Source organism: Phormidesmis sp. 146-20 (assembly GCF_052939475.1).
Genome location: NZ_JBJPHT010000029.1, coordinates 51,196 through 75,056, shown reverse-complemented (window position 1 = coordinate 75,056; position 23,861 = coordinate 51,196). Strand labels below are relative to the sequence as shown.

The following is a 23,861-nucleotide window of genomic DNA, read 5'->3' as shown; positions in this document are numbered from 1 at the left end:
CAGCCCTGAAAAAGTTGCGCTTCCGGCTTGACATTCAAGATAATCGCTAAATCCCTCTCCCCAGGCAGCTACCGTGTATACATAAGTCGATTGATCTGTACTTGCCGTAATCCTTCGCCCCCTAAATCCCCCAAATTTGGGGGACTTTGAACGCTGATCAGGGTTCTAAATTCTGGAAGCCTTTTTTGCTTAAAGTCCCCCAGAATGGGGGATTTAGGGGGCTGAAGCCGACTAGAACGAAGTGAGTATACACAAGCCTATACACCATAGCCCCAGGCAGAGGGACTTTGAATCTAGCTCCTTTCTCCTTGGGGAGAAGGGTTGGGGATGAGGGTCTTCTCTTGAATTCCATCCAGCTACTTAAGAACTGAATGAATACTGCACCTAACAGCAATCCCAGTTATATAAAACGTCTGAGAAATCTAGTCTTTTGAGCGCTTCGGATGTAATAAAAAAGTTAGCGATTCCGTTATCGCCCCACATCAGATCAATTGAGCAGTTTGAGTCTTTGGTGACTCGATCGCTATCTAGCTGAAATAACAAACAGTCATAGTTCCGATAAGATTCATTCCAGTCACGCAGGTCGGTTTGGGTAAAGCCTGGATAGCCGCCGATTCGGTGTCCTGTTCCTTCATAAACTTTCTCGGCATATTCATCGACTAGCTCACTGAAAACTTGTGACAGCAAATCGCCCAAAGACTCATTAAATCGATAGTCACAGGCTGAAATGGGGGCAAACTTTTTCTCAAATTTTAGAGCGGCTGAACCTGATAACGGCCCGTCAAATTCAGGCAAAAAGCTCAACTTTGAAAAGGGACTCGGCTAAAGTCTCGAATCCCCTTCATCCCTCTCGCGAAGCGTGCCGCCAGCGGCAACCCCTCATCCCTCGTCTTAGCCCGTGTTTCTCATCCCCGCGGCAATGCCGTTGATGGTTAGCAGTGCGCCTCTGAGCAATTCACCTTTGCTGTAGCGCGATCGCACCACTCCAGCCGCCGCCAGAGATTTGTGTTGACGTAGCCGTTTGAGCAGCGAGACTTGTAGAAATCCGAGGGGAACGATCGTCCCGTTTCGCAACTGCACCGATCGCTGAAGTTCGGGGTCGCCATCGAGTAAGCGCTTGTGTCCCGTGATCGTCAGCACAATCTCACGAGTCAGATGATACTCATTGACAATCTGTTCATACACTGGCGCAAAGCGTTCTCGATCTTCGGGCAGCGTCAACTCACTCACATAGTGTCCCGCAATTTGCAGATCAACCTTAGAGAGCGTCATTTCCACCTTTGAGATCGCCATTTTGAAAAACGGCCACTTCAGATAGAAATATTGCATCAGCTTCAAGTGTTCTTCGGGATGTTCATCAAGAAAGCCTTGCAGCGCCGTACCCACCCCATACCACGAGGGCAACAAAAAGCGGCTCTGAGTCCAGCTAAACACCCAGGGAATTGCGCGAAGACTCGATAGATCCTTTTTCCCCCCGCGCCGCGCCGGACGAGAACTAATTTGCAGTTGGCTAATTTCTTCGATCGGCGTAACCTGATGAAAGAAGTCAATAAAATCAGGCTGTTCGTAAATCAAGCCACGATAGTGAGCGCGAGACTTCGCCGCCAGCTCCTCCATAATTTCGTGCCAGGGCTGAATGTCATCAAACCCCGTGCGGAGCAAACTCCCTTGAATTACAGCCGTCGTCACGGTTTCGAGGTTAAACAGCGCTAACTCTGGCAGAGAATATTTGGAAGCCAGCACTTCGCCCTGTTCGGTAATTTTGATCCGTCCGTTTACGCTGCGACCCGGTTGCGCCAAAATCGCCTCATACGCAGGCCCGCCGCCTCGACCCACCGATCCACCGCGCCCATGAAAGATTCGCAGCGCCACATTGTAGCGATCGGCGATCGTTTGCAAGGACTGCTGCGCTTTATGAATTTCCCAATTGCTGCTGAGAAAGCCAGAATCTTTGTTGCTGTCTGAGTAGCCCAACATCACTTCTTGCAGTGACATCTGAGACGACGCATCGGGAGCCGCAGACTTGGCAAAGCCACCGGAGAGCAGCGATCGATAAAACGGTAACTCAAAGATCTCCGTCATCACCGAGGGCGCTTTTAGCAAATCCTCCACCGTCTCAAACAGCGGCACCACTTGAATTGCACTGATGCCCGTCGCCGGATCGTACAGTCCCGCTTCCTTGGCTAATAAAAGAACCTCCAGCATGTCACTTGCGTCATGACTCATGCTGATGATGTAGGTGCGGCAGATGTCCTGACCAAATTCCTGCTGAAGCTTGCGAATCATGCGGAAGGTGGCGATCGTTTCCTTTGTCCGTTCCGAGAAGGGCAATTCTGACGGAATCAGCGGTCGGCGGGTTTGCAGTTCGGTCGCCAGCCAGAGCGATCGTTCCGCTTCTGACATCTCGTTGTAGGGCTTGGGCAAGACTTGCAGGTAGTCAGCAATTTCATTCATCGCGTCTGAGTGACGAGTGCTTTCTTGACGAATGTCGAGATGGGCCAGATTAAAGCCAAAAATCTCGACCTGACAGATTAGCAGATCTAGATCGCGGCAGTTCAGTCCCGTTTCGCCCAGATTGCGCTGGATCAGATGCAACTCGGTGAGAAAGTCGGTGCCAGAGCGGTAGATCGTCGCTTCGTCGTATTCTGGAATCTCTTGCTGCAAACAATCGCCGTTATAAAGCTGTTGACTGCGAATCAGCGTATTCTCTAGCCGCTTTTGAATGTAGGCCAGCTTGAGCCGATAAGGTTCTTGTCGATAGCGCACCGCCAGTCCTTCATAGACTTCTGGCATCCGTTGCTGATCTTGCTCCAGCGACTCCAGCAGATCGGGCAACACGTCGCTCCAGTGCAGAGACAGACTGAGCAGATCAGTCAAATGCTCGATCGACTTAATGTACTTTCCGAGAACCAATTTGCGCTGATAGCAAGCCGTTTGCCAGGTGATTTGAGGCGTGACTGAGGGATTGCCATCGCGATCGCTGCCCACCCAAGACCCAAACTGACAAAAATTATGGCGGGGCATCTGCATTCCTGGAAACGAGCCGTGAACGGCCTGCTTGAGGCGCTGATAAAGGTGAGGAATCGCGTCAAATAAGACTTCTTGAAAATAGTGCAGCGTGTAATCGACCTCATCCAAAACGGTGGGTTTGAATTGGTGCAGTTCATCGGTGCGCCACCAAAGACGAATTTCCTCCGTCAACTGATCGCGCAGCGAGTCGGCTTCCCAGGAAGAAGAAAGCCCCACCGATCGCAGGTTGTCTTCGACGCGATCGAGTTCTCGCAAGATTTTGGCGATCCGTCGCTGCTTATCGCGAATCGTATGCCGAACAATTTCAGTCGGGTGAGCCGTAAACACCAGCCAAACATCCAACTGATTGATCAAGCGCTGAATCTGCTGCGGCGGCACATTGAGCTTTTTGAGATTGGGAAACAGCCAGTGAAAGGTGCCCACTTCTCGACGCGCATCGGCATCATGCAGGCTCTTTTCTAACAAATCAGCTTCCAGGCTGGATGATTTGTCTGAAGGTTTGCGCCCATTTTTACCCGGCAAGACTTCGCGGGCGGCTCGATATTGCTGCTGCTGGTCGCGCTGTTCGTAATGTTGCTCAACAATGTTGATCAGTTGAAAGTAGAGCGCAAAAGCGCGGGCGGCTCGAATGGCTTCGTTGAGATCGAGTTTCTCAACCACTTGCAGCACGTCTGACTCAGCAAACGTCGTCGCCTGTCCTTCGGGAGAGCACATTTCTCGCAACTGATTGAGCAAATCGACCAACTCTTGACCGCACTCCTGGCGCAACACGGACTCCCAGAGGTCTTCTACAATTCTGAGGCGATGGCGGAGAAACAAAGTAGAGGTGAGCGTTGTCACGTCTTCATGAAGTTCTGTGAGGGTGGTTTCTATAGCGAGACCGGAGGGCGATTCATCTGGGGAGGGGCGTGTCGAACTCATAGAGTTTTTCCAGCAGAGATACTCAACAATTTTACGAGGAATTGCTTATTCTCAATAGGGCGCAAGACCTACATAGACGCTTATAGAATCCTTAAGTTTTTGTTAACTCGGTTTATCTGAAGAATCTGACAGGTTGAGAACGGGCAAGCGATCGCCCCTAAAAATTTCTTCACTCAGCATTCCTAACTCTTGAACAGACTGCGCGATCGCATTCACTCCCACCAATCCGACTAAGACAGGCAGCGTCGCCAACCCCAACAAAACCTCTGGATTAATCTTTAAATTCAAAAGACCCTGCTCGTCTCCAGAAGAGTTTGACTGAGAAGAAGATTGCATAGTATTGATTCCAGATGAGGCTTGATTTAGTCAGTATAGGAAAACTAGGACACTTGATGCAGAAACAATCTGAAGAAACGGTAGGCTACGATCGCTCATGAAGCATCTTTCATATTCAGGAATACTCTATATTTGGCGTAGAAAGTTGTTTTTTGAGTGCTTGTGACGCTATTGTTAGTTTTTTAGACTGATTTCTGACCAAATTGCAGACTTTTGCATACCATATCAGAGAAAAGTCTTTTTCCTTTAGAAAAGCGTGTCGAAAATCGCAGTTGGGTGTGCTATCTCTAAAAAGCAAAACGAGCAGTCTGAGAAGGAAGTACGGCTCTGATGTTGAATGTTCCCGATCGTCCCCTTTCATCGACCGATCCCCAATCGCTGGTGGCGTGGCTCTATCAGGCGATCGGCTTACAGCAGATCCGCATTCACACTCGTCTGCGGGGCAATCATTTGTACGTTCTCTGTGAGGGCAAGGTGTGTCCGAGTCAGACGATCGTCTTTGGTAGACTGGTGCGATCGTTGTCCAAAACGGATGTACAGCCCTTTGTTTCGTCTGATCAGCCTCAAATTTATCAAGTAGTCCTCTATGGGCGAGCGCTCGGACAGGCGCGTCCTCAGTGGGCAGACGTGATTTATTTGAACCAACTCGATCGCCATTTGGAGAAGCTGTCTAACCAGGGAGACTCAAAGCCTCATACGGCGATCGTGCTGGCAAATATTGCGCTGGCCAAACAAGGAAAGCCAGAAGCGATCGCCCGATATCTCAGTGAGGCGCTCAATTCGTTAGGGGTGTCAGTGCGGGCCAGCGTCAAGGCGATTCCGATGGGCGGAGAGATTGCCCAACCGCTCAATCGTCTTTGGGTGATGTGCGAATCGGCTTACAGTCCTGATCCGTCGCTGGTAGCGCAGGCGATTCCTCAAAAACTGCGGGATCTGGAGCTAACGGGCTTTCGAGAGGCGATCGTTCACGGTCAGGTACAGGGCGAATCGAACCCTGATTGGCAGTTGCGGGTCGATCTGACTCCTCCCGATGAGATGCTCAGAGAATGGGCGCGTTGGGGCGATCTCAAAGCATTGGATCGGTTACTCAATCGAGCGTTGGGCGATCAGACTGTCCAAATTTCTGCCACGCTCAAAGAAACCACCCTGCATCTCACTTGCCAAACTCAAGGAACGCTTGAACCGCAAAAGCCGCGAGTCATGGCCGCGATCGCTCCCTTACTAGACACGATCGCGCCTCAAGGGATTCACGCCGTCACCGTCTACGGGAGCGAACCCGCTGTAGAAGCCGACGTACCCGCCTCCCCCACCTGGATCGAGTGGCTCGATCTGCCTGCAAAAATTCATCCCGCGTTGTCTGACTCCACTGAGACGCTGGCTAGACAAGGAGATTTGCCCGCGATCGCTTTTCTTCTAACTCGCTTGCTCAACCCAGATTTGGATCGACAACTGGCCACGGGCGGCATTCGGCTTCAGGTCAGACGCAAAGAGGATCTGCTGCATATTTTGACCGAATCGCCCCTCTGTCCTTCTCAAACAAAAGTCGGAACGGCGATCGGCACCTTTCTCAAACCGTTAGCGATTCCTGACATGACGGGCGCGAGAATTTATGGACGGCGATCAGGTCAAACGCGCCCCGCCTGGAGCTATGGAGTAGATTTTGTCTCGCGCAGCCGACTAGTCCCCGAAGCGACTCCAGAATTTGCGGCCTCAGATGCCTACGTGGGTGACCTGATGGCAGAACCAGGTGAGCTAATTGTCCGTCCTGAGTTGACGACGAATGAGTTGCGCCTCGTTTTGGATCGGATGGTGGAATCAGTACAGGACTTTTTGACGCGATCGCAGCTATTCGTGCCAACCGAGTTGAGCGTCCCGGAGTCGGAAACCGCATCGATGGCTTCCAGTTATCCGCAAGGAGTCGCGCACACCGCCAAAGTTGCGATCGTCTGGGGCACGCTCGGACTGTTGCTGACGGTGCAAACCGATTGGATTGTAGGACAACTGCTCAAGTCCAAAGTAGAACCCGCGCCCAAAGCTTCTCCCGTTCAGCCTGCCCCGGCTCAAAAGCCCGCGCCTTCTGAAGCGATGAACCTGCCCAATCTGTCTCTACAAAAGTCTGGAGTGGGTCGCTGGCGAGCGTCTGATGGCTCCTTTACTCAATCGGGTCAGACCGTCATTGCCACAGATTCTCCCAATCGAGCCACGTCAGAAGCCGCCCCTAGAGCCTTGCTTGCAGCCCCTCTGCGACCAAAAGCGGTGGCCGACGCAGCCCGATCGCCCTATCCCACCTTCAACGCGCGTCAGTTGGATGAAAAACTCGTCCTTTATCGGCAGTTTGTTGCCCAGCATGGGGCCCCCGATGTGTTGGTGTTGGGCAGTTCGAGAGCGATGCGAGGCATCGACCCGGTGACGCTTCAGCAATCTTTGGCGGCTCAGGGCTATCCTGGTCAAAAGGTGTTTAACTTTGGGGTGAATGGAGCGACAGCGCAGGTCATAGACTTGATTGTGCGCCACCTGTTGCCCGCCGAAAAGATGCCAAAGCTGATCCTCTGGGCAGACGGTTCGAGAGCGTTTAATAGCGGACGACTGGATATCACCTACAACGCGATCGCCGTTTCCCCCGGTTTCAAGAAGCTGCCGACAGATATCGCTGCTGCACCCGCCAAACCTGCTGAGAATGCGTTGGGCAGTTCGATCGAGACGATCGCCGTCACCAATACCAGCGTTTCTGAAAGCTATCAGACAGTCAACACGCTGCTCAATCAATCTCTCGCCAAACTGTCGTCTGTTTACAATCAGCGCGAGTCGCTCAAAAACTTGTTTCGTCAAGGCATTACAGGTCAGTCAAAACCAGGGCAAGACACCGAAACGATCGCCCAAGATGGTCAGGGACTCGTCGATATTGATGGATTTTTGCCGATCGCCAATCGCTTTAATCCAGCTACCTACTACCAAAAATATTCCAGGGTGACGGGTGCCAATGATAGCGACTACGACAATTTCTCTCTAGAAGGGCGACAGCAGACCGCGATCGCTTCTCTCGCAAAGTTCACTCAAGCTCAAAAGATTCCCCTTGTTTTTGTCAATCTGCCTCTGACGGGTGAATATCTCGACCCTGCTCGATCAGAGCATGAGCAAGCCTTTCAGCAACATATGATCGAGATTTCGAGTGAGATGGGCTTTACCTACCGCAACCTGGTGGGCGAATGGACGACCGAAAACGATTTCTTCTCTGACCCCAGTCATCTGAATCGGTATGGTGCCTACGTGGTTTCGCAGCACATTGCTAAAGACCCCCTGATTCCCTGGGTAAAGTGAGGGAGAACTTTGTTTCGCTTGGCGAGAGGGATGAGGGATGAGATAGGCGAACCTTTTCTCTAGAATTTCTCAATCTCTCGTTATCGAATTGTGATATAACGATTAAGGTTTTGTTACATAACTTACTGCATATTGCGTAACGGGTGCGGACTTTTCTTGGGGCCCACTCGATTTAGTGTGACCATTTGCACTAGGTTTCACTGATGTAACCAGCCTAACCTTGCTTGGCATCTATCAGCACACGGTTCAAGCCTGATCGGTAGAACGAACTGCTCATGCCTGGCAGGTTTTTGGTATGCCTTCTAAAACTCCTCCGAAAGGAAAAATAATTCATGACAGCATCGATCGCGAAGTCTGAAAACCCAATTTCCGCCCCCGATCCAAAGCTTCGCCTCAAAGATATTCTCAAGACCTTACCTCGTGAAGCCTTCCAGCGCGATATGCGAAAAGCCTGGACAATGGTTGCGACAAACGTTCTCATGGTCGGCTTGGGCTATTGGGCGATTCAGGCCGCTCCCTGGTTTTTGCTCCCCGTCGCCTGGATTTTTACCGGAACTGCGCTCACCGGGTTCTTTGTCATTGGGCACGACTGCGGACATCGATCGTTCGCCAAGCGCAAATGGGTGAATGATCTGGTGGGTCACATTTTTATGGCACCGCTGATCTATCCCTTTCACTGCTGGCGCATTTTGCACAACACGCACCACAACTACACCAACAAAATGGATGTAGACAATGCGTGGCAGCCCTTTAGACCAGAACTGTATGACGAGTTTGGCACGGTCAGACGGGTGGGTTATGAGTACATGCGGGGTCGTCTGTGGTGGCTGGCATCGATTTTGCACTGGGGCATCATTCACTTTGATCTGAGCCAATACGAGCCAAAAGATCGTCAAAAGGTGAAGCGGTCGATCGCCGTTGTCGTTGGGTTTGCTGCGATCGTATTTCCGACATTGATTTTGACGACCGGCCTCTGGGGCTTTGTCAAGTTTTGGTTATTGCCCTGGCTGGTCTACCATTTTTGGATGAGTACCTTTACGCTGGTTCACCACACGATTCCCGAAATTCAGTTTCAGGAGCCGGATCAATGGGATGCTGCTCAAGCGCAATTGTTTGGCACCGTTCACTGTGAGTATCCGTTTTGGGTGGAGTTTCTGTGTCACCACATTAACGTTCACATTCCCCATCATTTGTCTACGGCGATTCCTTCTTACAATCTACGGATGGTACACAACAGTCTCAAACAAACTTGGGGCAGTTCGCTTCATGAATATCGCTTTTCATGGCAATTGATGAAGCGGATCACAGACGAGTGTCATCTCTATCATCCTGAGTATGCGTATCAGTCGTTTGACAAATATCGTGGTAAGTAGTCGATCGTGAATATCGTGAATGATGAATGATGAGTGCAGGATTAATGGCTCATCATTCGTCGTTCTAAATGCCAAGGAATGAGCGTTAAATAATATTAAATTTTGTCGAGTGCATTCCAAAACCTTTATCTAAAATCCTTAGTAGCTACTCAAGCACACTGTTAGCGCGATCGCTTCGCAGGCTGTCTCCTCAAAACCTGCTGTCAACTCTCTCGGCGCAGTGGCAACTGAACCGTAAACGTCGTCGAGCCTTCGCCACTCTTGACCTCGATGCTGCCACCCAAGCGCTCCACAAGTTTTTTGACCAGCGCCAACCCCAGACCTGTCCCGCCTTGCTTCCAGGGGTCAGCTTGAGGGACTCGATAAAAGCGCTCAAAAATTCGGGGCAGTTCGTGTTCAGGAATTTCAGCCCCAGAGTTAGAGACGGCTAGTTCGACGTGGGGAGGGGCCCAGTTAGCCGAGACGAGAATTTCTCCCGTGGGAGGCGTGTATTTGCAAGCATTATTGACCAACTCAACCAAAATTCGTTCAAGACTGGGCTGGTCAGAGATGACGCTAGGAAGCTGACGCGAGAACTTGATGGACAAGGTTTGCTGACGGGCTTCAGTGCGCTTATAAAATGGCTCAATAATGGGTGGCAACCACTCCTGAATGTGAATGACTTCTGGATTGGTGATCTGCATCCCTGCTTCTAAGCGCTGTAGATCGAGTAGATCGTTAATCAATTCTGCTTCACGGTTGCATTCATTTTCTAAGATCTTTAAGTAGTGAGATCTCTTTGTGTCACCCTCAAGGGAGCGCTGCGGTTCGGCGGTAGCAATCTTGAGCAACTGAATGGCCATTTTCATGTTGGTCAACGGCGTTCTCAATTCGTGGGAGACAGTGCTTAAGAACTCATCTTTGAGTTGGCTCATTCGATTGAGGTCGTGAATCTGTTGGTCTAGGTTAGCTTCAACTTGTTTGCGCTGAGTGATGTCTTCGATCAATAACAGCAACCCGCTAAACGATTGATCTTCTGGTTGTAGCGCTTCTAGTTTTAGCGCTTCTAGTTTCTGGTCTTTTGATTGATTTTTTGATCGGCGATCTTTTAACTTCTGATTTTTTGAATTCTGCTCTTCTGACTTTTGTTCTAACTTCTGATTCTGTGATTCTGTGATTGATGATTGATAGGTTAACGGCTCTGTTTTGAGCGAAAACCAGCGATCGCCCCGCAGCACTTCTTTCTCATCGACGGGCAAACGTTGCCACAGCTTATCTAAGATCGCTTTCCACTCAGCTTGGGTCAGCCACTCTGGAGTCAGGTGCATTTCCAGTCGAGCGCCCACTTGTAGCTGCAACCACTCCATCGCCACCGGATTGCAAAACCACACCAGCCCATCGCGATCGACCGCCACCAACCCGACCGAAAGACTACGCGCGATCGCTGCCTGAGTAGATTGAGACCGTCCAAAGCGATCGGCCAGGGCCGTCAGTTGAGCCACTCGCTGCATCGAAGGCACGATCGCGGTCACACCGGGCCGTTTGGGCGTATCAAGGGGACGCAGCACCAGATCAGATTCATAGGTTTGCCAGAGGTGTCGCACCTGTTTTTGCAGCAGAGCATTCATTCTCAAGCGCTCGATCACGGCTCCGGTCAGCGTTGTAGAAGCGAGTAAGCCCACCGGAAAAGCTACCGGAAGCAGATAGCTCATTTTCAACATCGACAGGCTCAGTGCCCCCCAACTCACGATTAGCCCCAGCGCGATCGCGACCTGCGTTTCGGTTCGCCAATAGCTGATCAAGACGCTAAACCCAGGGCCGCCCATCACTAAGATCACCAGCAGCCACCACCCCTCGATCGGGCGCAGGGCATTTTGTTGCAGCAGATTGTTGATGATGGTCGCTTGAATAAATACACCGCTGGTCGTCGGATTGGTGTTAAAGGGAGTCAATCGCGGCTCAATTCCGGATGCGGTTACGCCGACGAGAACGATTTTGTTGCGAAAGGCGCGATCGGGAATTTGCCCCTGCATCACATCCGCAAACGAGTATTGTCGAATCGGGGCCCCGGTCCAATTGAGCCACATCGGTCGATCGAGATCGGTTTGCCGCACGATCGCCTGCACCATCGAATAAGCCTCGATCGTCGCGACGCCCAAAGCAGGTTCGCCTTGCATCTGAGGCAAGATTTTTCGCACCATGCCGTCTGCGTCTTCTTCGGTGTGAATGTGCCCGGTCGAAAGGGTGGCATCTCGCAGAGGCGGAACGGGAATCAACGGCAGTCCAGTACTGTCCCAGGCTTGACCCAACACAACGCGACCATATTGCGTCATCGACTGAGCAAATTTGGCATCATTGGGAGTCGATTCTGAAAAGAGGAGATCGATCGCGACAACGCTCGGCTCGGCCTCGTTGAGTGCGTCTAATAATTGAGCATAATGGCGGCGCGTCCAGGGAAACTGCCCCAATCGTCGAATGCTGGCATCATCGATCGCAACCAGCACCAGGCGATCGTCCCACGGAATTGGGCCGCGTGCCCGAAACAGCGTATTGTAAGCAATACTTTCGAGCGGCTGCAACGCGCCCAACCTCAATAAGATACCTAGCCCAACGGCCGTGACTCCACCCGGTAATAATCGCCATCCAAGCTTACCGAAGCGCCAGATCATAAGACTCTGTTTTTCCTAGCGGAGTAGTAACTACAACTTGAATCCTTAAAAAGGATGGGGCAAAATACAGAGCATCAAATCGTCCAGAGCGATCGGTCTTTTGGGGCTGGCCATCAACGGTCACAGAATTAACGGGATCAACCTGACCAATCAGGCGAATCCTCCGTACTCCTTGATCAATTTCTTGCTGCAATTCGTACTGAAACCGAGTGTCGTTTCTCAAGGGTACAGGCACAGAAGGCGGTTCACCAGGAATAGTAAAGTTTTGAAACCCAGCCGGGACGTTAACCGATCGCCCCTGGGCACCAGTTACGACGGCTCCTGACAGGGTGGCTAATCCAGTTTTGCCATCGGCTTGTATCAAGACCCCAAATTCGGTGCCCCGTACGCCACTTAACCCCGCAGGTGTCTGAATTTCGAGGCGAGATCCTCGATTTGTGAACCGACGTAACTTGAGGCGCACCTGTCCTTGAGAAACCTGGAGGCGCGTAATCCGTCCATAGTCTGGGGCGACGTTGAGGGTCTGCACTGATAATTTAGTTTTCTCTAAAACGTTAATCGTCCCGATGCCTGTGTCTACTAACAGCGATGCAGACGATCCACTTCCAGTGGTGAGGCCATCTCCTACGGCTTCGAGCCGATCGCCCACTTTGGCGGATCGATTGACACTGCGGCGTTGATACGTGACATTGCCAGACATTTGTTGGATCGAAAGCCAGCGATCGATTCGCACGGGGACGCTTTTTTGAGCAAGACTACCAGGGATGGCAAGCAAGACTACACTCCCCGCGATCGTAGCTCCGATCAAAAATAGATACTTCATGGGATTCGGATTATCGTCTATTGAGAATGCTTCCCAGGTCTCACAATAAAGGGGCTAGAGAGAAATGGATGAGAAACGAAGGAACAGTTTACGATCGGGGCGGCTCACTTCCAGTCGTTGGGGGGTTTTGAATGGAATCCCTTCTGAGTTATTGATCGATTCAGCGATTAAAATCAAGTGTTTCTGCGGTTTTCATTTGAGAAACAATATAAACCTCTCATTATTTATGAAGAAAACAAAAAGTTCAACGGTTCACACCCTGATTCCTGTCGTGAAGCACTTTTTTTACTTCATTCTGGGGTCTTGTATCTTACCAGTATCCTTGACTTATTCTGCATCGGCGGCGACCCGATCGATCGATCAAGAAGTCACCTGTGATCTCATGGTGGCTGGGGGCGGATTGTCTGGGGCGGCGACGGCTTATGAAGCCCTAAAAGCAGGCCATACCGTTTGTATGACGGAAATTACGGATTGGGTTGGGGGACAAATTTCATCTCAGGGTACGTCGGCTTTGGATGAGAAAAAAACTCAGCGAGATCTGCGTTACTTTCCCAAGGGGTATCTGGAGTTTCGGCAACAATTGCTCGATCGTCACAAAAATCAAAAAACGCCGGGAAACTGTTGGGTGAGTCTGGTGTGTTTTTTGCCCAAAGAAGGGGACGAAATTCTGGAAGCGATGCTAAATGAGGCGGCTAGAGACGGCAAAGGGACGCTGCGATTTTTTCCAAATACGGTGGTCAAAGATCTGCAAATTGGGCAGGTGGGACAGGGACAGCAAATTCAATCAGTGCGGGCGATTCAGCATAGTCCGGCTGTGGGGGCCCCGCCGTTGAATACTTACCCGCTGTCGCAGACGATCGTAGATAGCTATCAAGAAGCAGACTCGTCGCTGTTTAAGAAGAAAATTATTCGTTTTGTGCCGCCTGCATCGGGCAAGTGGTTTGTGATCGAAGCGACCGAAACCGGGGAACTGTTGGCGCTGGCAGATTTGCCGTATCGTCTGGGAGTGGATGCGCTGTCTCATACCAATCCTTCTTCTTCGAGCGAGACGGATTATCCCTATTGTCCGCAGGCGTTTACTTACACCTTTGCGATGGAGTCCACAGATACGCCTCAACCTGCTACGCCGCCCGCATTTTATTCGCGCTATGCCCAGTCTTACAGCTTCAATTCTAATGAGTATGCCCAGCATCCCGAACTGGTGTTTACCTATCGACGAATCTTTAGCGGACAGCCAACGGCGGGAAGTCGATCGATTATCCCTGGTGATATCTCGATGCAAAACTGGAACTGGGGCAACGACTATGGGCCAGGAACTCCCGCAGATAACTATCTCTACACCAGAGACCAACTCGCGGCAACGGGACAGCTCACGCCCGGTGGTTGGCTAGGAGGATTTCGTGTCAGTGCGCTTCAGGGCGGCGAAGAACAGGCGTTGGGATTCTTTTACTGGTTTCACTCTGGGACGACGGATGCCAAACTGCCGACCAAGAAGCCTTTCCCGAATATTCGCTATCTGCAAGGGTTAGAGTCTCCGATGGGGACGGTGCATGGGTTGTCAAAATATCCCTATATGCGAGAAGCTCGGCGGCTGATTGGGCGCTATGCCTATGGTTACCCGGATGGATTTTTGATGGATGAGATTTCTGTCTCGCGCAAAAACTTTAAAGACCGCTACTATGTCGAAAATTTATCACCCGAAGGCTATCGAAATCTGGTTACGGCGCTGTCTGGTTTGAATACGATCGCCGTCCTCCGAGGTCAGATTTCTTTAGAGAAGGCGCAGTTGAGGACGCGATCGCACATCTACCCCGATACGGTGGGCATTGGTCACTACAATCTCGACTTTCACCCCTGCATGGTTGAGTCTCCGCCTGAACGTGCGGGCAATCAAGAACGCCCCAAAGAGCGCCAGGGGGCTGACGAAACTTATCCGTTTCAGATTCCGTTGAGGTCGATGATTCCGCCTAAGATTGACAATTTGTTGGTCACGGGCAAGAGTATCGCGATGAGCCACATTAGCGCGTCTGCTTATCGAGTTCATGCGATCGAGTGGTCAGCCGGGGCAGCAGCGGGGACGACGGCCGTGTATTCGTTAGAAACGGGAATTTTGCCTTATCAACTGGTTGAGAATCTGCCGAGAGCTAATCGAAACTTAGAGCAGGTGCAAAAACGATTGACGGAAAATGGCAACCCGATCGCCTTTCCCAACACGTCGATTTTGAATTTGGATTGGAAGAAGTGGCGGTAGAAGGGTTCTCTTTCATGTTGAGGCGGTCGATCAATTACGATCGCTTCACGCTTCCCATTCGATCATTTTATTTTGCTTTTTTGGCGTTGCTGAATCAGGGGATGAATTGCCCCAAAGCGGCGGGAAACCCAAGGTTCAAAGTCCCTCAATTTTGGGGGATTTAGGGGGCGAAAAGATGGACACTTCCCACAGATTCATCCCTCCAATCAGCAACGCCAGCAATTTCTAAAATGTAGCTGTCAACACAATTCTCTTTGTTCAAATGCGATTATTTATTTTTTAGTGCCATTGTGCTAGAAGTTTAGGAGTCGATCGTCTCGTTCATTGGATGCAGTGGATTGAGCCACCCCTTGCGGGCAACTCGAAGAGACGTAACCCAGCAATCTTCTAAACACGGTTGCTGTTCACACAATAATTTGCTTCTAGGGTTCCGATTTAGCTGATTAGTCAGCGAGATGTCTGGTCCGAGAGAAGCCACTGCCTTTTGACAGAAATCATTCTACAAAAGCAGTCACACGGAGGGAGAAAAGCCCGGGAGAGCCATCCGACAGATCATTGCTGTTGACAGGCTGCCTGGGTTTTTGCCATTTATCAAGGAGTTTATTTATGTCAGCCGACCCCGATTCTGCTTTGATTTTGTGGGATGAAACGATTCCCGGAGGTGCCTATTGGTCGCGCATTATTGCTCGTGGGACGACCCTGCGAATCGTAGCCCCCGAAGGCTCAAGAAACGTTTCTCTGTTGTGCTACAACGCTGATAATTTAATCGAACGCTACAACGCGGCGGATACCGCAAAGATTCAATTTAATGCATTTTTGAAAAAGGGAATGCTGCTCTACTCTGACATGGGGCGCGTTTTGTTTGCGATCGCCGATGACACCTGCGGACTCCACGACACCCTGGGCGGATGCAGCAATCTAGCAACCAATCGAAAATACGGGGAAGGCGACTACAAAAATTCTCGCGACAATTTCCTGCTGGCGCTCACCAAACGCAATCTAGGCAAACGAGACATCATGCCAAATCTCAACCTGTTTACGCGCATTGCTGTCGAGCCAGATGGTAGCCTTTCTTGGGCAGATAAGACGGCGAAACCAGGCGACTTTATTGACCTGCGAGCAGAGATGAATGTTTTGGTAGTGCTGTCTAATTGTCCCCATCCGCTTGATCCAGGGGCGTATGATCCCAAACCAGTCAGAGCGATCGTCTGGAAGTCTCCGACTCCAACTGCTGATGATCTGTGCAGAACGGCTAATCCAGAAGCGATTCGCGGCTTTCAAAATACGGATGCTGTGTTTGTTTAATCCTGTTCTTTTTGAACTCTAACCTTCATTAACTATGACTTCAACGCTTGCTCCTCAACTCGATCCCAAACTAGCGGTTTATGATCAGGTTCTGCCTGCCCGTAAGCCCTGGGCTAAGGTGATTAAAAAAGGTCAAATCTTGAGAATTGTAGACCTGGGCGGAAATCAGGCCGTCGATTTTTTGGTATACAACGCAGATGATACGAGTGAACGCTACAGCGCACCGGAAACGATTCGCGCTCAAAACAACATTTTCATCACAACCGGAACGCAGCTTTACTCCAACGACAACAACGTTTTGATGACTGTTTTGAATGACACTTGTGGGCGACATGACACATCTGGCGGAGCTTGTAGCTGTGAAAGTAACACTGTCCGATTTGGCTTAGACAAAAAGTGGCAACATGCTTGCGTCGAGAACTTTTTGTATGCGCTCAAAGATTACGGCATGGGCAAACGAGACATGACGAGCAACATCAATTTCTTTATGAATGTGCCTGTCAGTCAGGATGGAACTTTAGAAATTGTCGATGGAATTTCTGATCCCGGCAGCACTGTCGATCTGAGAGCAGAAATGAATGCGCTAGTGGTCATCTCCAACTGTCCTCAGATGAATAATCCCTGTAATGGGTACAATCCAACGCCCATTCAACTAATCGTTTGGGATGCTGATTAACAAGTTTGTGTAACGTGTTCTAAACTCTATCCGCTTAACGCGAACTTGATGACTTTTTTGTTTCGCTACTCAACGTTCTCGCCCCCTAAATCCCCCACAAGTGAGGGACTTTGAACTGGAACTCTTGCCTTAAAATTTCTTATCTGGAAGTCCCCCAAAATGGGGGGTTGGGGGGCAGAAGAGCCAAGCAACGAAGCGAAAAAGCTTATTGAATTCACGTTTAATTAATTTGTTTAGAATCGGGGGCAGAAGAGCCAAGCAACAAAGCGAAAAAGCTTATTGAATTTACGTTTAATTAATTTGCTCAAATGCGTTTCTAGTTTTATCAATTTAGTGTGTCCGTTGATGATTCAATTCTCCTATCCTTACTAATCTTCAGCATGTTTGAAAAAGTTTTGATTGCCAATCGGGGTGAAATTGCCTGTCGGATTATTCGCACCCTCGATCGCCTCCAAGTCATGTCAGTTGCCGTCTACTCAGAAGCCGATGCTTACGCCCGTCACGTCTCAATGGCGAGTGAATCGGTTCTCATTGGGTCTGCGTTAGCGTCAGACAGTTATTTGCGCTGGGAACAAATTTTAGCAGCCGCGAAACAGACAGGTGCCCAGGCGATTCATCCTGGTTATGGCTTTTTGAGCGAGAATGCTGAATTTGCAGAAGCTTGTGCGTCAGAGGGAATTGTTTTTATCGGCCCAACGCCCGATCAGATGCGAAGGTTTGGATTGAAGCATACGGCACGAGAATTAGCCGCCCAAAATCAAGTGCCATTGTTACCCGGAACGTCGTTGTTAGACACGGTAGAAGAGGCACAAAGGGCAGCGATCGCCATTGGCTATCCGGTCATGCTCAAAAGTACGGCAGGCGGCGGGGGAATTGGCTTACAGCTTTGTCACAGTGAAGATAAACTCGCAGAATTATTTCAAATGGTTCAACGCCTAAGTCAAAACAATTTTAAGCAAGGAGGCATTTATTTAGAACGCTACGTGGAACGCGCTAGGCATATCGAAGTGCAGATCTTTGGAGATGGTCAGGGCAACGTGATTACATTAGGTGAGCGAGACTGCTCGGTACAGCGACGCAACCAGAAAGTGATCGAAGAAACACCCGCTCCCAACATCAGCGACGAACTGCGTCAACAACTTTATGAATCAGCTTTGAGATTGGGACGAGCGATCGCTTATCAATCTGCCGGAACCGTGGAGTTTGTGCTGGATGTCGATCGCAATGAATTCTACTTTCTCGAAGTTAACACGCGCCTTCAGGTCGAACATGGTGTGACAGAAGCCGTTAGCGGCGTGGATTTGGTAGAGTGGATGGTGCAACTGGCGGCTGGCGATTCTAGCTTTTTGAATGGCTATCAGCATCAACCCCAGGGACACTCGATTCAGTTGCGGTTGTATGCCGAAGATCCAGGGAAGCAGTTTCAGCCCAGTTCAGGTACATTAACCGAGGTAGGGTTTTCGTCTGAGATTCGCTGTGATACCTGGATTGAGACAGGAACTGAAGTCACGCCTTACTACGATCCTTTGGTGGCAAAGCTAATCGGACATCAAGACTCACGAGCAGGGGCGATCGCTCAGTTAAAAGAGGCACTCGATCGCACTCAACTGGCTGGCATTGAAACCAATCTCGATTATCTGCGCCAAGTTCTTGATGATCCGACCTTCAACACGGGCAATGTGAGCACTCGATTTTTGCAGTCATTTGACTATGCGCCCTGTACGATCGAGGTGTTGCAGCCAGGTGCTTTTAGCGCGATTCAAGACTATCCCGGTCGGGTGGGCTATTGGAATGTGGGCGTTCCGCCGTCTGGGGCGATGGATCATTTGGCGTTTCGATTAGCCAATCGTCTAGTCGGCAATTCTGAATCTGCTGCGGGATTGGAACTGACCGTAACGGGGCCGACATTGCGCTTTAATATCGATACGATCGTTTGTCTAACCGGGGCACCCATGCAAGCCGAATTAGATGGAAGTCCAGTTCCTTTTTGGCAGGCGATCGCGGTATCTGCGGGCAGCGTTTTGCAGATGAAAGGCATTCAGGGTAACGGAACGCGCACTTATCTAGCTGTTCAGAATGGATTCAACGTACCGGATTATTTGGGAAGCAAATCGACGTTTACGTTGGGTAAATTTGGTGGTCACTGTGGGCGATCGCTGCGAGTCGGTGATGTTCTCAAACTCAATCGTTCTAGCATTCAAAAAACTGATTTAACCACGTTACCATCCGAATTGATTCCCCGGTATCCAAACCATTGGTCGATTGGTGTTTTGTATGGGCCACATGGAGCACCCGATTTCTTCACGCCAGCAGACATCGAAACGTTTTTCTCAACCGATTGGGAAGTGCATTACAATTCGGCTCGAACGGGAGTTCGTCTCATCGGCCCAAAGCCAGAGTGGGCTAGAAAAGACGGCGGCGAAGCGGGGCTGCACCCTTCTAACATTCATGACAACGCCTACGCGATCGGCACCATTGATTTCACGGGGGATATGCCGATTATTCTCGGCCCAGACGGCCCCAGTTTAGGCGGCTTTGTTTGTCCAGCGACGATCGTGCAAGCAGAACTATGGAAAATCGGTCAACTTAAACCAGGGGATACCATCCGATTTTGTCAATGGAGTCTTGACGACGCGATTCAAAAAGAGATTGAGCAAGATCACCAAATTGCAACGCTAACAGTCACACAAACGACACAGATTCAGAAGGCTCCTACTTCACAAGAAGCAATCTTACATACAATTTTAGAATCACCTGGACAGATTGCGGTTACATATCGACGATCAGGCGACAAATATCTGCTGATTGAATACGGGCCGCTGGTGCTGGACTTCAATCTCCGCTTTCGAGTTCACGCTTTGATGAATTGGCTGATCGACCATCCCTTACCCGGAATATGGGATCTAACGCCTGGCATCCGATCGCTACAAATTCACTACGACGATCGCGTTCTACCTCTGACACAATTGTTAGAAATGCTAATTGCCGCAGAAGGAGAATTGACGGCGATCGACGAGATGGAAGTCCCGACGCGAATTGTTCATTTGCCGTTATCGTGGGATGACGAATCGACTCAGTTAGCGATCGAGAAATACCTGCGATCGGTCAATCCATCTGCGCCCTGGTGTCCTAGCAATATCGAATTCATTCGTCGCATCAATGGTTTGAATGACATCGAACAGGTTCGCGAAATTGTATTTAATGCGAGTTATTTAGTGTTGGGATTGGGTGATGTTTATCTAGGCGCACCTGTGGCCACTCCCATTGATCCTCGTCATCGGTTAGTGACAACAAAGTATAACCCTGCGCGTACCTGGACACCCGAAAATGCCGTTGGAATTGGGGGAGCTTATCTCTGTGTCTATGGCATGGAAGGCCCCGGTGGCTATCAGTTTGTCGGGCGCACAGTGCAAATGTGGAATACCTATCGCCAAACGCCAGATTTTGAAAAAGGAAAGCCCTGGTTACTGCGATTTTTTGATCAGATTCGCTTTTATCCCGTCTCGGCATCTGATCTACTTAAATATCGAGAAGACTTCATTCATGGCAGAGTTCAATTAGAGATTGAAGAAGCAACGTTTAGCCTGCGACAATACAACGAATTTTTGGAGTCGATCGCCACCGAGTCCGCTACCTTTAAAGCCAAACAGCAAGCGGCTTTTGAAGCCGAACGCGATCGCTGGGCCGCTAATCCCCCAATTGAACAGCCAGAAGACACTACGCTGGCGATCGACGAACCTCCCTTTGATCTCCCACCCAACAGTCAAATTGTCGAAGCGCACGTTCCTGCCAATGTTTGGCAAATTGTGGTTGAGAAAGGGGCGATCGTGGCGGAAGGCGATCAATTAGTCATTCTAGAATCAATGAAAATGGAAATTGCCATAACTGCGCCCATTACCGGGACTGTGATTGAAATCTTCTGTACCGAAGGGCAAATGGTGGCCGTCGGACAGTCGCTCTTTGTCATTCAATCAACCGAGTCAGCGAAGTAATGCATTGCTCAACTTCAATTTACTAGAGTTCTTTCCCTTCGCTGTTTGACGTTTCTGCCCTCAAGCTGCCAGTTCTAGGGGACTTCAATACCAAGTTGAAAATAAGCTGCAACCAATTGATCAGTCAACCTTAGTCAAAGTCCTCCAGAATTGGGGGATCTAGGGGGCGATGATCTGTAGCAAGTAACCGCTGATTTGGTATCAGACAAAAGATAAGCACAAGAATTCTAGACGTAGATAGCGATTCTATTTAATTCAGAATTCTAAGGGTCGTGAATTGAATAAGATCGATGATTGCCTGGTTGCTTCGCCCCCTAAATCCCCCAGTCTGGGGGACTTTGAGAAAGCAGACATTCTAGAATTTAAGGCAGTTTCGCGGTTCAAAGTCCCCCAAATTTGGGGGATTTAGGGGGCAGAAGCCGAATTAAACGACGCGAAACCGCGAGAATTACAGGTTGTTTAATTCAGGATTCTAAGTAAAAAACCACGGACTTTCTACATCAATTCTTGTCGTAGCCGATGAATGATCGTATCTGGCTCAACCTGATTGAGAATGTCTTGAATCACGGTACTCGCGCCCTGTGCTCCCCAAGTGCAGCCTTGCTCTAGATAAACTTGTGCAGCCCGACCGACTGAATAGGAACCATATCCCGCAATTCCTGCCTGAACGATCGACACCCCCGCCAACGCCGGAAACCCCGCCGAACTGTCTACCCCAGACGCGATCGCGGCCGCACTTTTGCCCATGCCCAACAGAATGCCGCTGCCAATTTCACCTAGAATCAAGCTCCCAGAACTGACCAAAATCGTTTTCAACAGTTTGCCAGCTTCATAGCGGGTCATCGGTAACCCATATAAGTTAGCCAGCGATCGAATCATCGCCAAGTCAGAAATCACACCACCAATCAGATCCACAAATGCAATGGGGTTGAGAGCGATCGCTAACGCTTTGTAGCGAGTAAACTTCCAGATCAGAGCTTCTGCTTCGACGTTGCGGAGTTCGATGATGCGTTCTGCGATGTGGGTTTCGGCGGTTCTTGCCTGCGTGAGAGCATTTAGAGCGAGGAGCGATCGACCTTCTCGATTGAGAATCGTCAAAATTTTGTATTTCAATTCGTCAATCTGTGGCGGCGGCGTTTCCCATTCATAAGTGATGCGTCCATCTGGGTATTCTACTCGCATTTGCATTGGGGTTGGTTCTGCGGCAACCATCACGATCTCATCTTGAGTCAAAAGCTGTTCTAATTGTTGACGGCTTCCCGTTCTGCCTCCCAATCGCTGCAAATTTTCATAGATTGCTTGACGGCTTTGCTCAGGATATAAATCAATCTTGTTAAAGACGAGAATTAATGGCTTTTGGGACTGTCGTAACTCGCAGAGTGCTTTGTATTCAGTGCGCGTGATGTCTCCTGACACGACAAACAAAATCAGATCTGCCTGTTCTGCTACCTGACGCGCCATCTCTGCCCGTGTTTGTCCGTCAATTTCATCCAGTCCAGGCGTGTCAATCAACTCAATCTGAACTTTACCGCCCTGGGACACGATCGCACTTTCTTCGGGCACCATTCCCCCTTTTGGCGACCAGCGAACAATCTGAGGCTGTTGGGTCACGCCATTAATCGCACCCGTCTCAAATACTTTGTCTCCCAAAAGTGCATTCAGTAGGGAAGACTTACCGCGACTCACCAGACCAAAAACCGCAATCCGCATGATCGCGTTATCCAGCTTATTCAAATTGTTAGACAAGCGATCGAGTTCACCTTTGAGCGCGTTTTGCAGAACGGGATTTTTGGACAAGCGCACCGTCTGTGAATAGTTGGTAAACGCCTGACGCAAACTACTCCGCGCCCGTTTTAGCTGCGACTCTTGAGAGGTCGATCGAGAAGATTGAGAAGCTTGATTCACGGTTCGACACAGATTGCACGGCATCTCTATTCTTATGCAGAATTGTGCAAGTTGGACTCGCCAGATGATACGGCTTGTCGCGGGTGATAACCGAACCTTAGACTTAAAAGACTAGAGCGACAAAAGACTAGAGAGACAAAAGACATTAGACAAGAGACACCAGCAAAATGCTTCCCGTCTAGCCTCCAAAGTCCGAAGTCTAGAGTCCATTTACTGAATGGCTTTAGGTGATAAAATTTTTGAAGCATTTTCTTTTCTACGATCGTCTTTTCTCGGTAGCCGTTTCGCCTCAACCATTCGATTTGAGGAAGCTTATTCTGCTGAATGGTCAAACAACTTTTTCAGGGATCTAATCCTTTTGGAAGAGTAACTGATTCAGTTTTTTGTCCAAACTGTCAGGCAAAGCACCCTCTGAAAACTGCTTCATATCACCGGAGGAAACGTATGAATATCGACAACTTGTTCGATCGCTTACGAGGTAAAGACTCTGAAAATCGCAGCGATCGCGATGAAGACCGCAGATCTCGTCGAGATGACGATGATGATGACGATCGTTCTAGAGAAAAACGCTCCCGACGCGATGACGACGATGATGACGACGACGATGATGATGACGACGACGACGATGACGACGATTAATCATCTAGTAGTCCCGTAGAAAATATTCTGCGACTTCCACAGCGCTTACTCGGAGAATTGGCATAAGTCCGGTACGCTGTAAGCAGAGTTTTTTACTTGGCGATGCAAACAGACACTTCTGATAAAGCAGCTTCTCTCAAACGACTCAGATCGCTCGCTCACCTACTAGACAACGCGATCGGCATTCCAGGAACCCCTTATCGGATTGGAATTGACCCACTGATCGGACTGCTGCCAGGAGGAGGCGATCTGGTCATGGCCGGCTTTTCGGTATACATCGTTTGGGAAGCGGCGCGAATGGGACTGCCTCGATCGGTCGTGACGCAGATGGTTTCAAATTTGGTGCTGGATGCAGTCGGTGGAACGGTGCCTATGCTGGGCGATCTGCTGGATGTGACCTGGAAAGCAAACAGCAAAAATGTGGCACTTTTAGAATCTCATTTGGACACTCATTCAGAAGTCCCTCGCAGACAAAAGCGGGCCGATCGGGGGTTTGTCTTACTGTTGCTGGCTGGATTTATCTTGCTGGCGATTGGCATTTCTGCCCTGGCGGTGATTGTGATCGCGTGGCTGTGGAAGACGGTGACGGGCGGATAAAAGTGGACACCCAAAATCGATCGAGGGGTGTAATAATGATTCGGCTG

14 protein-coding genes and 1 riboswitch are annotated in these 23,861 nt (G+C 49.9%); of the genes, 8 read left to right on the top strand and 6 right to left on the bottom strand.

Going from position 1 to position 23,861, the window contains the following annotated elements; translation table 11 throughout:
* Positions 1–384: 384 nt before the first annotated feature.
* From ACKFKH_RS20755 to ACKFKH_RS20745, 3 genes are all read right to left on the bottom strand, one after another.
* The gene (locus ACKFKH_RS20755) at positions 385–795 is read right to left on the bottom strand and encodes a DUF1963 domain-containing protein (RefSeq protein ID WP_446860248.1); all 411 of its coding nucleotides are present in this window, start codon (positions 793–795) and stop codon (positions 385–387) included.
* 96 nt (positions 796–891) lie between these two features.
* Positions 892–3,951, bottom strand: a complete 3,060-nt coding sequence (gene ppc / locus ACKFKH_RS20750) for a phosphoenolpyruvate carboxylase (RefSeq protein ID WP_446860247.1) — start codon at positions 3,949–3,951, stop codon at positions 892–894.
* 102 nt (positions 3,952–4,053) lie between these two features.
* Positions 4,054–4,287 (bottom strand): hypothetical protein, encoded by a 234-nt coding sequence (locus ACKFKH_RS20745; RefSeq protein WP_446860246.1) that lies wholly within the window; start codon positions 4,285–4,287, stop codon positions 4,054–4,056.
* 330 nt (positions 4,288–4,617) lie between these two features.
* On the opposite strand from ACKFKH_RS20745, the gene ACKFKH_RS20740 reads away from it, so the two are divergent.
* Entirely contained in the window at positions 4,618–7,605 is a 2,988-nt protein-coding gene (locus ACKFKH_RS20740) for a hypothetical protein (protein WP_446860245.1), read from the top strand.
* A 332-nt stretch (positions 7,606–7,937) separates the two neighbouring features.
* Positions 7,938–8,978 carry a fatty acid desaturase gene (locus ACKFKH_RS20735; protein ID WP_446860244.1) on the top strand — a complete coding sequence of 347 codons (1,041 nt, stop codon included), beginning with the start codon at positions 7,938–7,940 and terminating at the stop codon, positions 8,976–8,978.
* A gap of 203 nt (positions 8,979–9,181) precedes the next feature.
* Here the strand turns inward: ACKFKH_RS20735 and ACKFKH_RS20730 are convergent, their stop codons facing one another.
* Together ACKFKH_RS20730 and ACKFKH_RS20725 are read right to left on the bottom strand one after the other, a co-directional pair.
* Complete coding sequence (locus ACKFKH_RS20730; protein WP_446860243.1) at positions 9,182–11,626, bottom strand: CHASE2 domain-containing protein; 2,445 nt, start codon at positions 11,624–11,626, stop codon at positions 9,182–9,184.
* On the bottom strand, positions 11,607–12,449 hold the full coding sequence (locus ACKFKH_RS20725) for a FecR family protein (protein ID WP_446860242.1): 843 nt from the start codon (positions 12,447–12,449) through the stop codon (positions 11,607–11,609). The genes ACKFKH_RS20730 and ACKFKH_RS20725 overlap by 20 nt, the downstream gene beginning before the upstream one ends.
* 226 nt (positions 12,450–12,675) lie before the next feature.
* Between ACKFKH_RS20725 and ACKFKH_RS20720 the strand changes: the two genes are divergently transcribed.
* The 4 genes from ACKFKH_RS20720 (at position 12,676) to uca (ending at position 20,673) form a co-directional block, all read left to right on the top strand.
* On the top strand, positions 12,676–14,700 hold the full coding sequence (locus tag ACKFKH_RS20720) for an FAD-dependent oxidoreductase (RefSeq protein ID WP_446860241.1): 2,025 nt from the start codon (positions 12,676–12,678) through the stop codon (positions 14,698–14,700).
* Positions 14,701–15,111: 411 nt separating this feature from the next.
* Positions 15,112–15,240: riboswitch (guanidine-I (ykkC/yxkD leader) on the top strand.
* A 66-nt stretch (positions 15,241–15,306) separates the two neighbouring features.
* On the top strand, positions 15,307–16,005 hold the full coding sequence (locus tag ACKFKH_RS20715) for an urea amidolyase associated protein UAAP1 (RefSeq protein WP_446860240.1): 699 nt from the start codon (positions 15,307–15,309) through the stop codon (positions 16,003–16,005).
* A 34-nt stretch (positions 16,006–16,039) separates the two neighbouring features.
* Positions 16,040–16,681, top strand: coding sequence for an urea amidolyase associated protein UAAP2 (locus ACKFKH_RS20710; RefSeq protein ID WP_446860239.1), 642 nt, complete (start codon positions 16,040–16,042; stop codon positions 16,679–16,681).
* A 380-nt stretch (positions 16,682–17,061) separates the two neighbouring features.
* On the top strand, positions 17,062–20,673 hold the full coding sequence (gene uca, locus ACKFKH_RS20705; RefSeq protein ID WP_446860238.1) for an urea carboxylase: 3,612 nt from the start codon (positions 17,062–17,064) through the stop codon (positions 20,671–20,673).
* Positions 20,674–21,168: 495 nt separating this feature from the next.
* Here uca and ACKFKH_RS20700 read toward each other — a convergent pair whose 3' ends face one another.
* Entirely contained in the window at positions 21,169–22,578 is a 1,410-nt protein-coding gene (locus ACKFKH_RS20700) for a GTP-binding protein (RefSeq protein WP_446860237.1), read from the bottom strand.
* A gap of 444 nt (positions 22,579–23,022) precedes the next feature.
* On the opposite strand from ACKFKH_RS20700, the gene ACKFKH_RS20695 reads away from it, so the two are divergent.
* Positions 23,023–23,217, top strand: a complete 195-nt coding sequence (locus tag ACKFKH_RS20695) for a hypothetical protein (RefSeq protein ID WP_446860236.1) — start codon at positions 23,023–23,025, stop codon at positions 23,215–23,217.
* 102 nt (positions 23,218–23,319) lie between these two features.
* Complete coding sequence (locus ACKFKH_RS20690) at positions 23,320–23,814, top strand: DUF4112 domain-containing protein (protein ID WP_446860235.1); 495 nt, start codon at positions 23,320–23,322, stop codon at positions 23,812–23,814.
* The last annotated feature ends 47 nt before the right edge of the window (positions 23,815–23,861 follow it).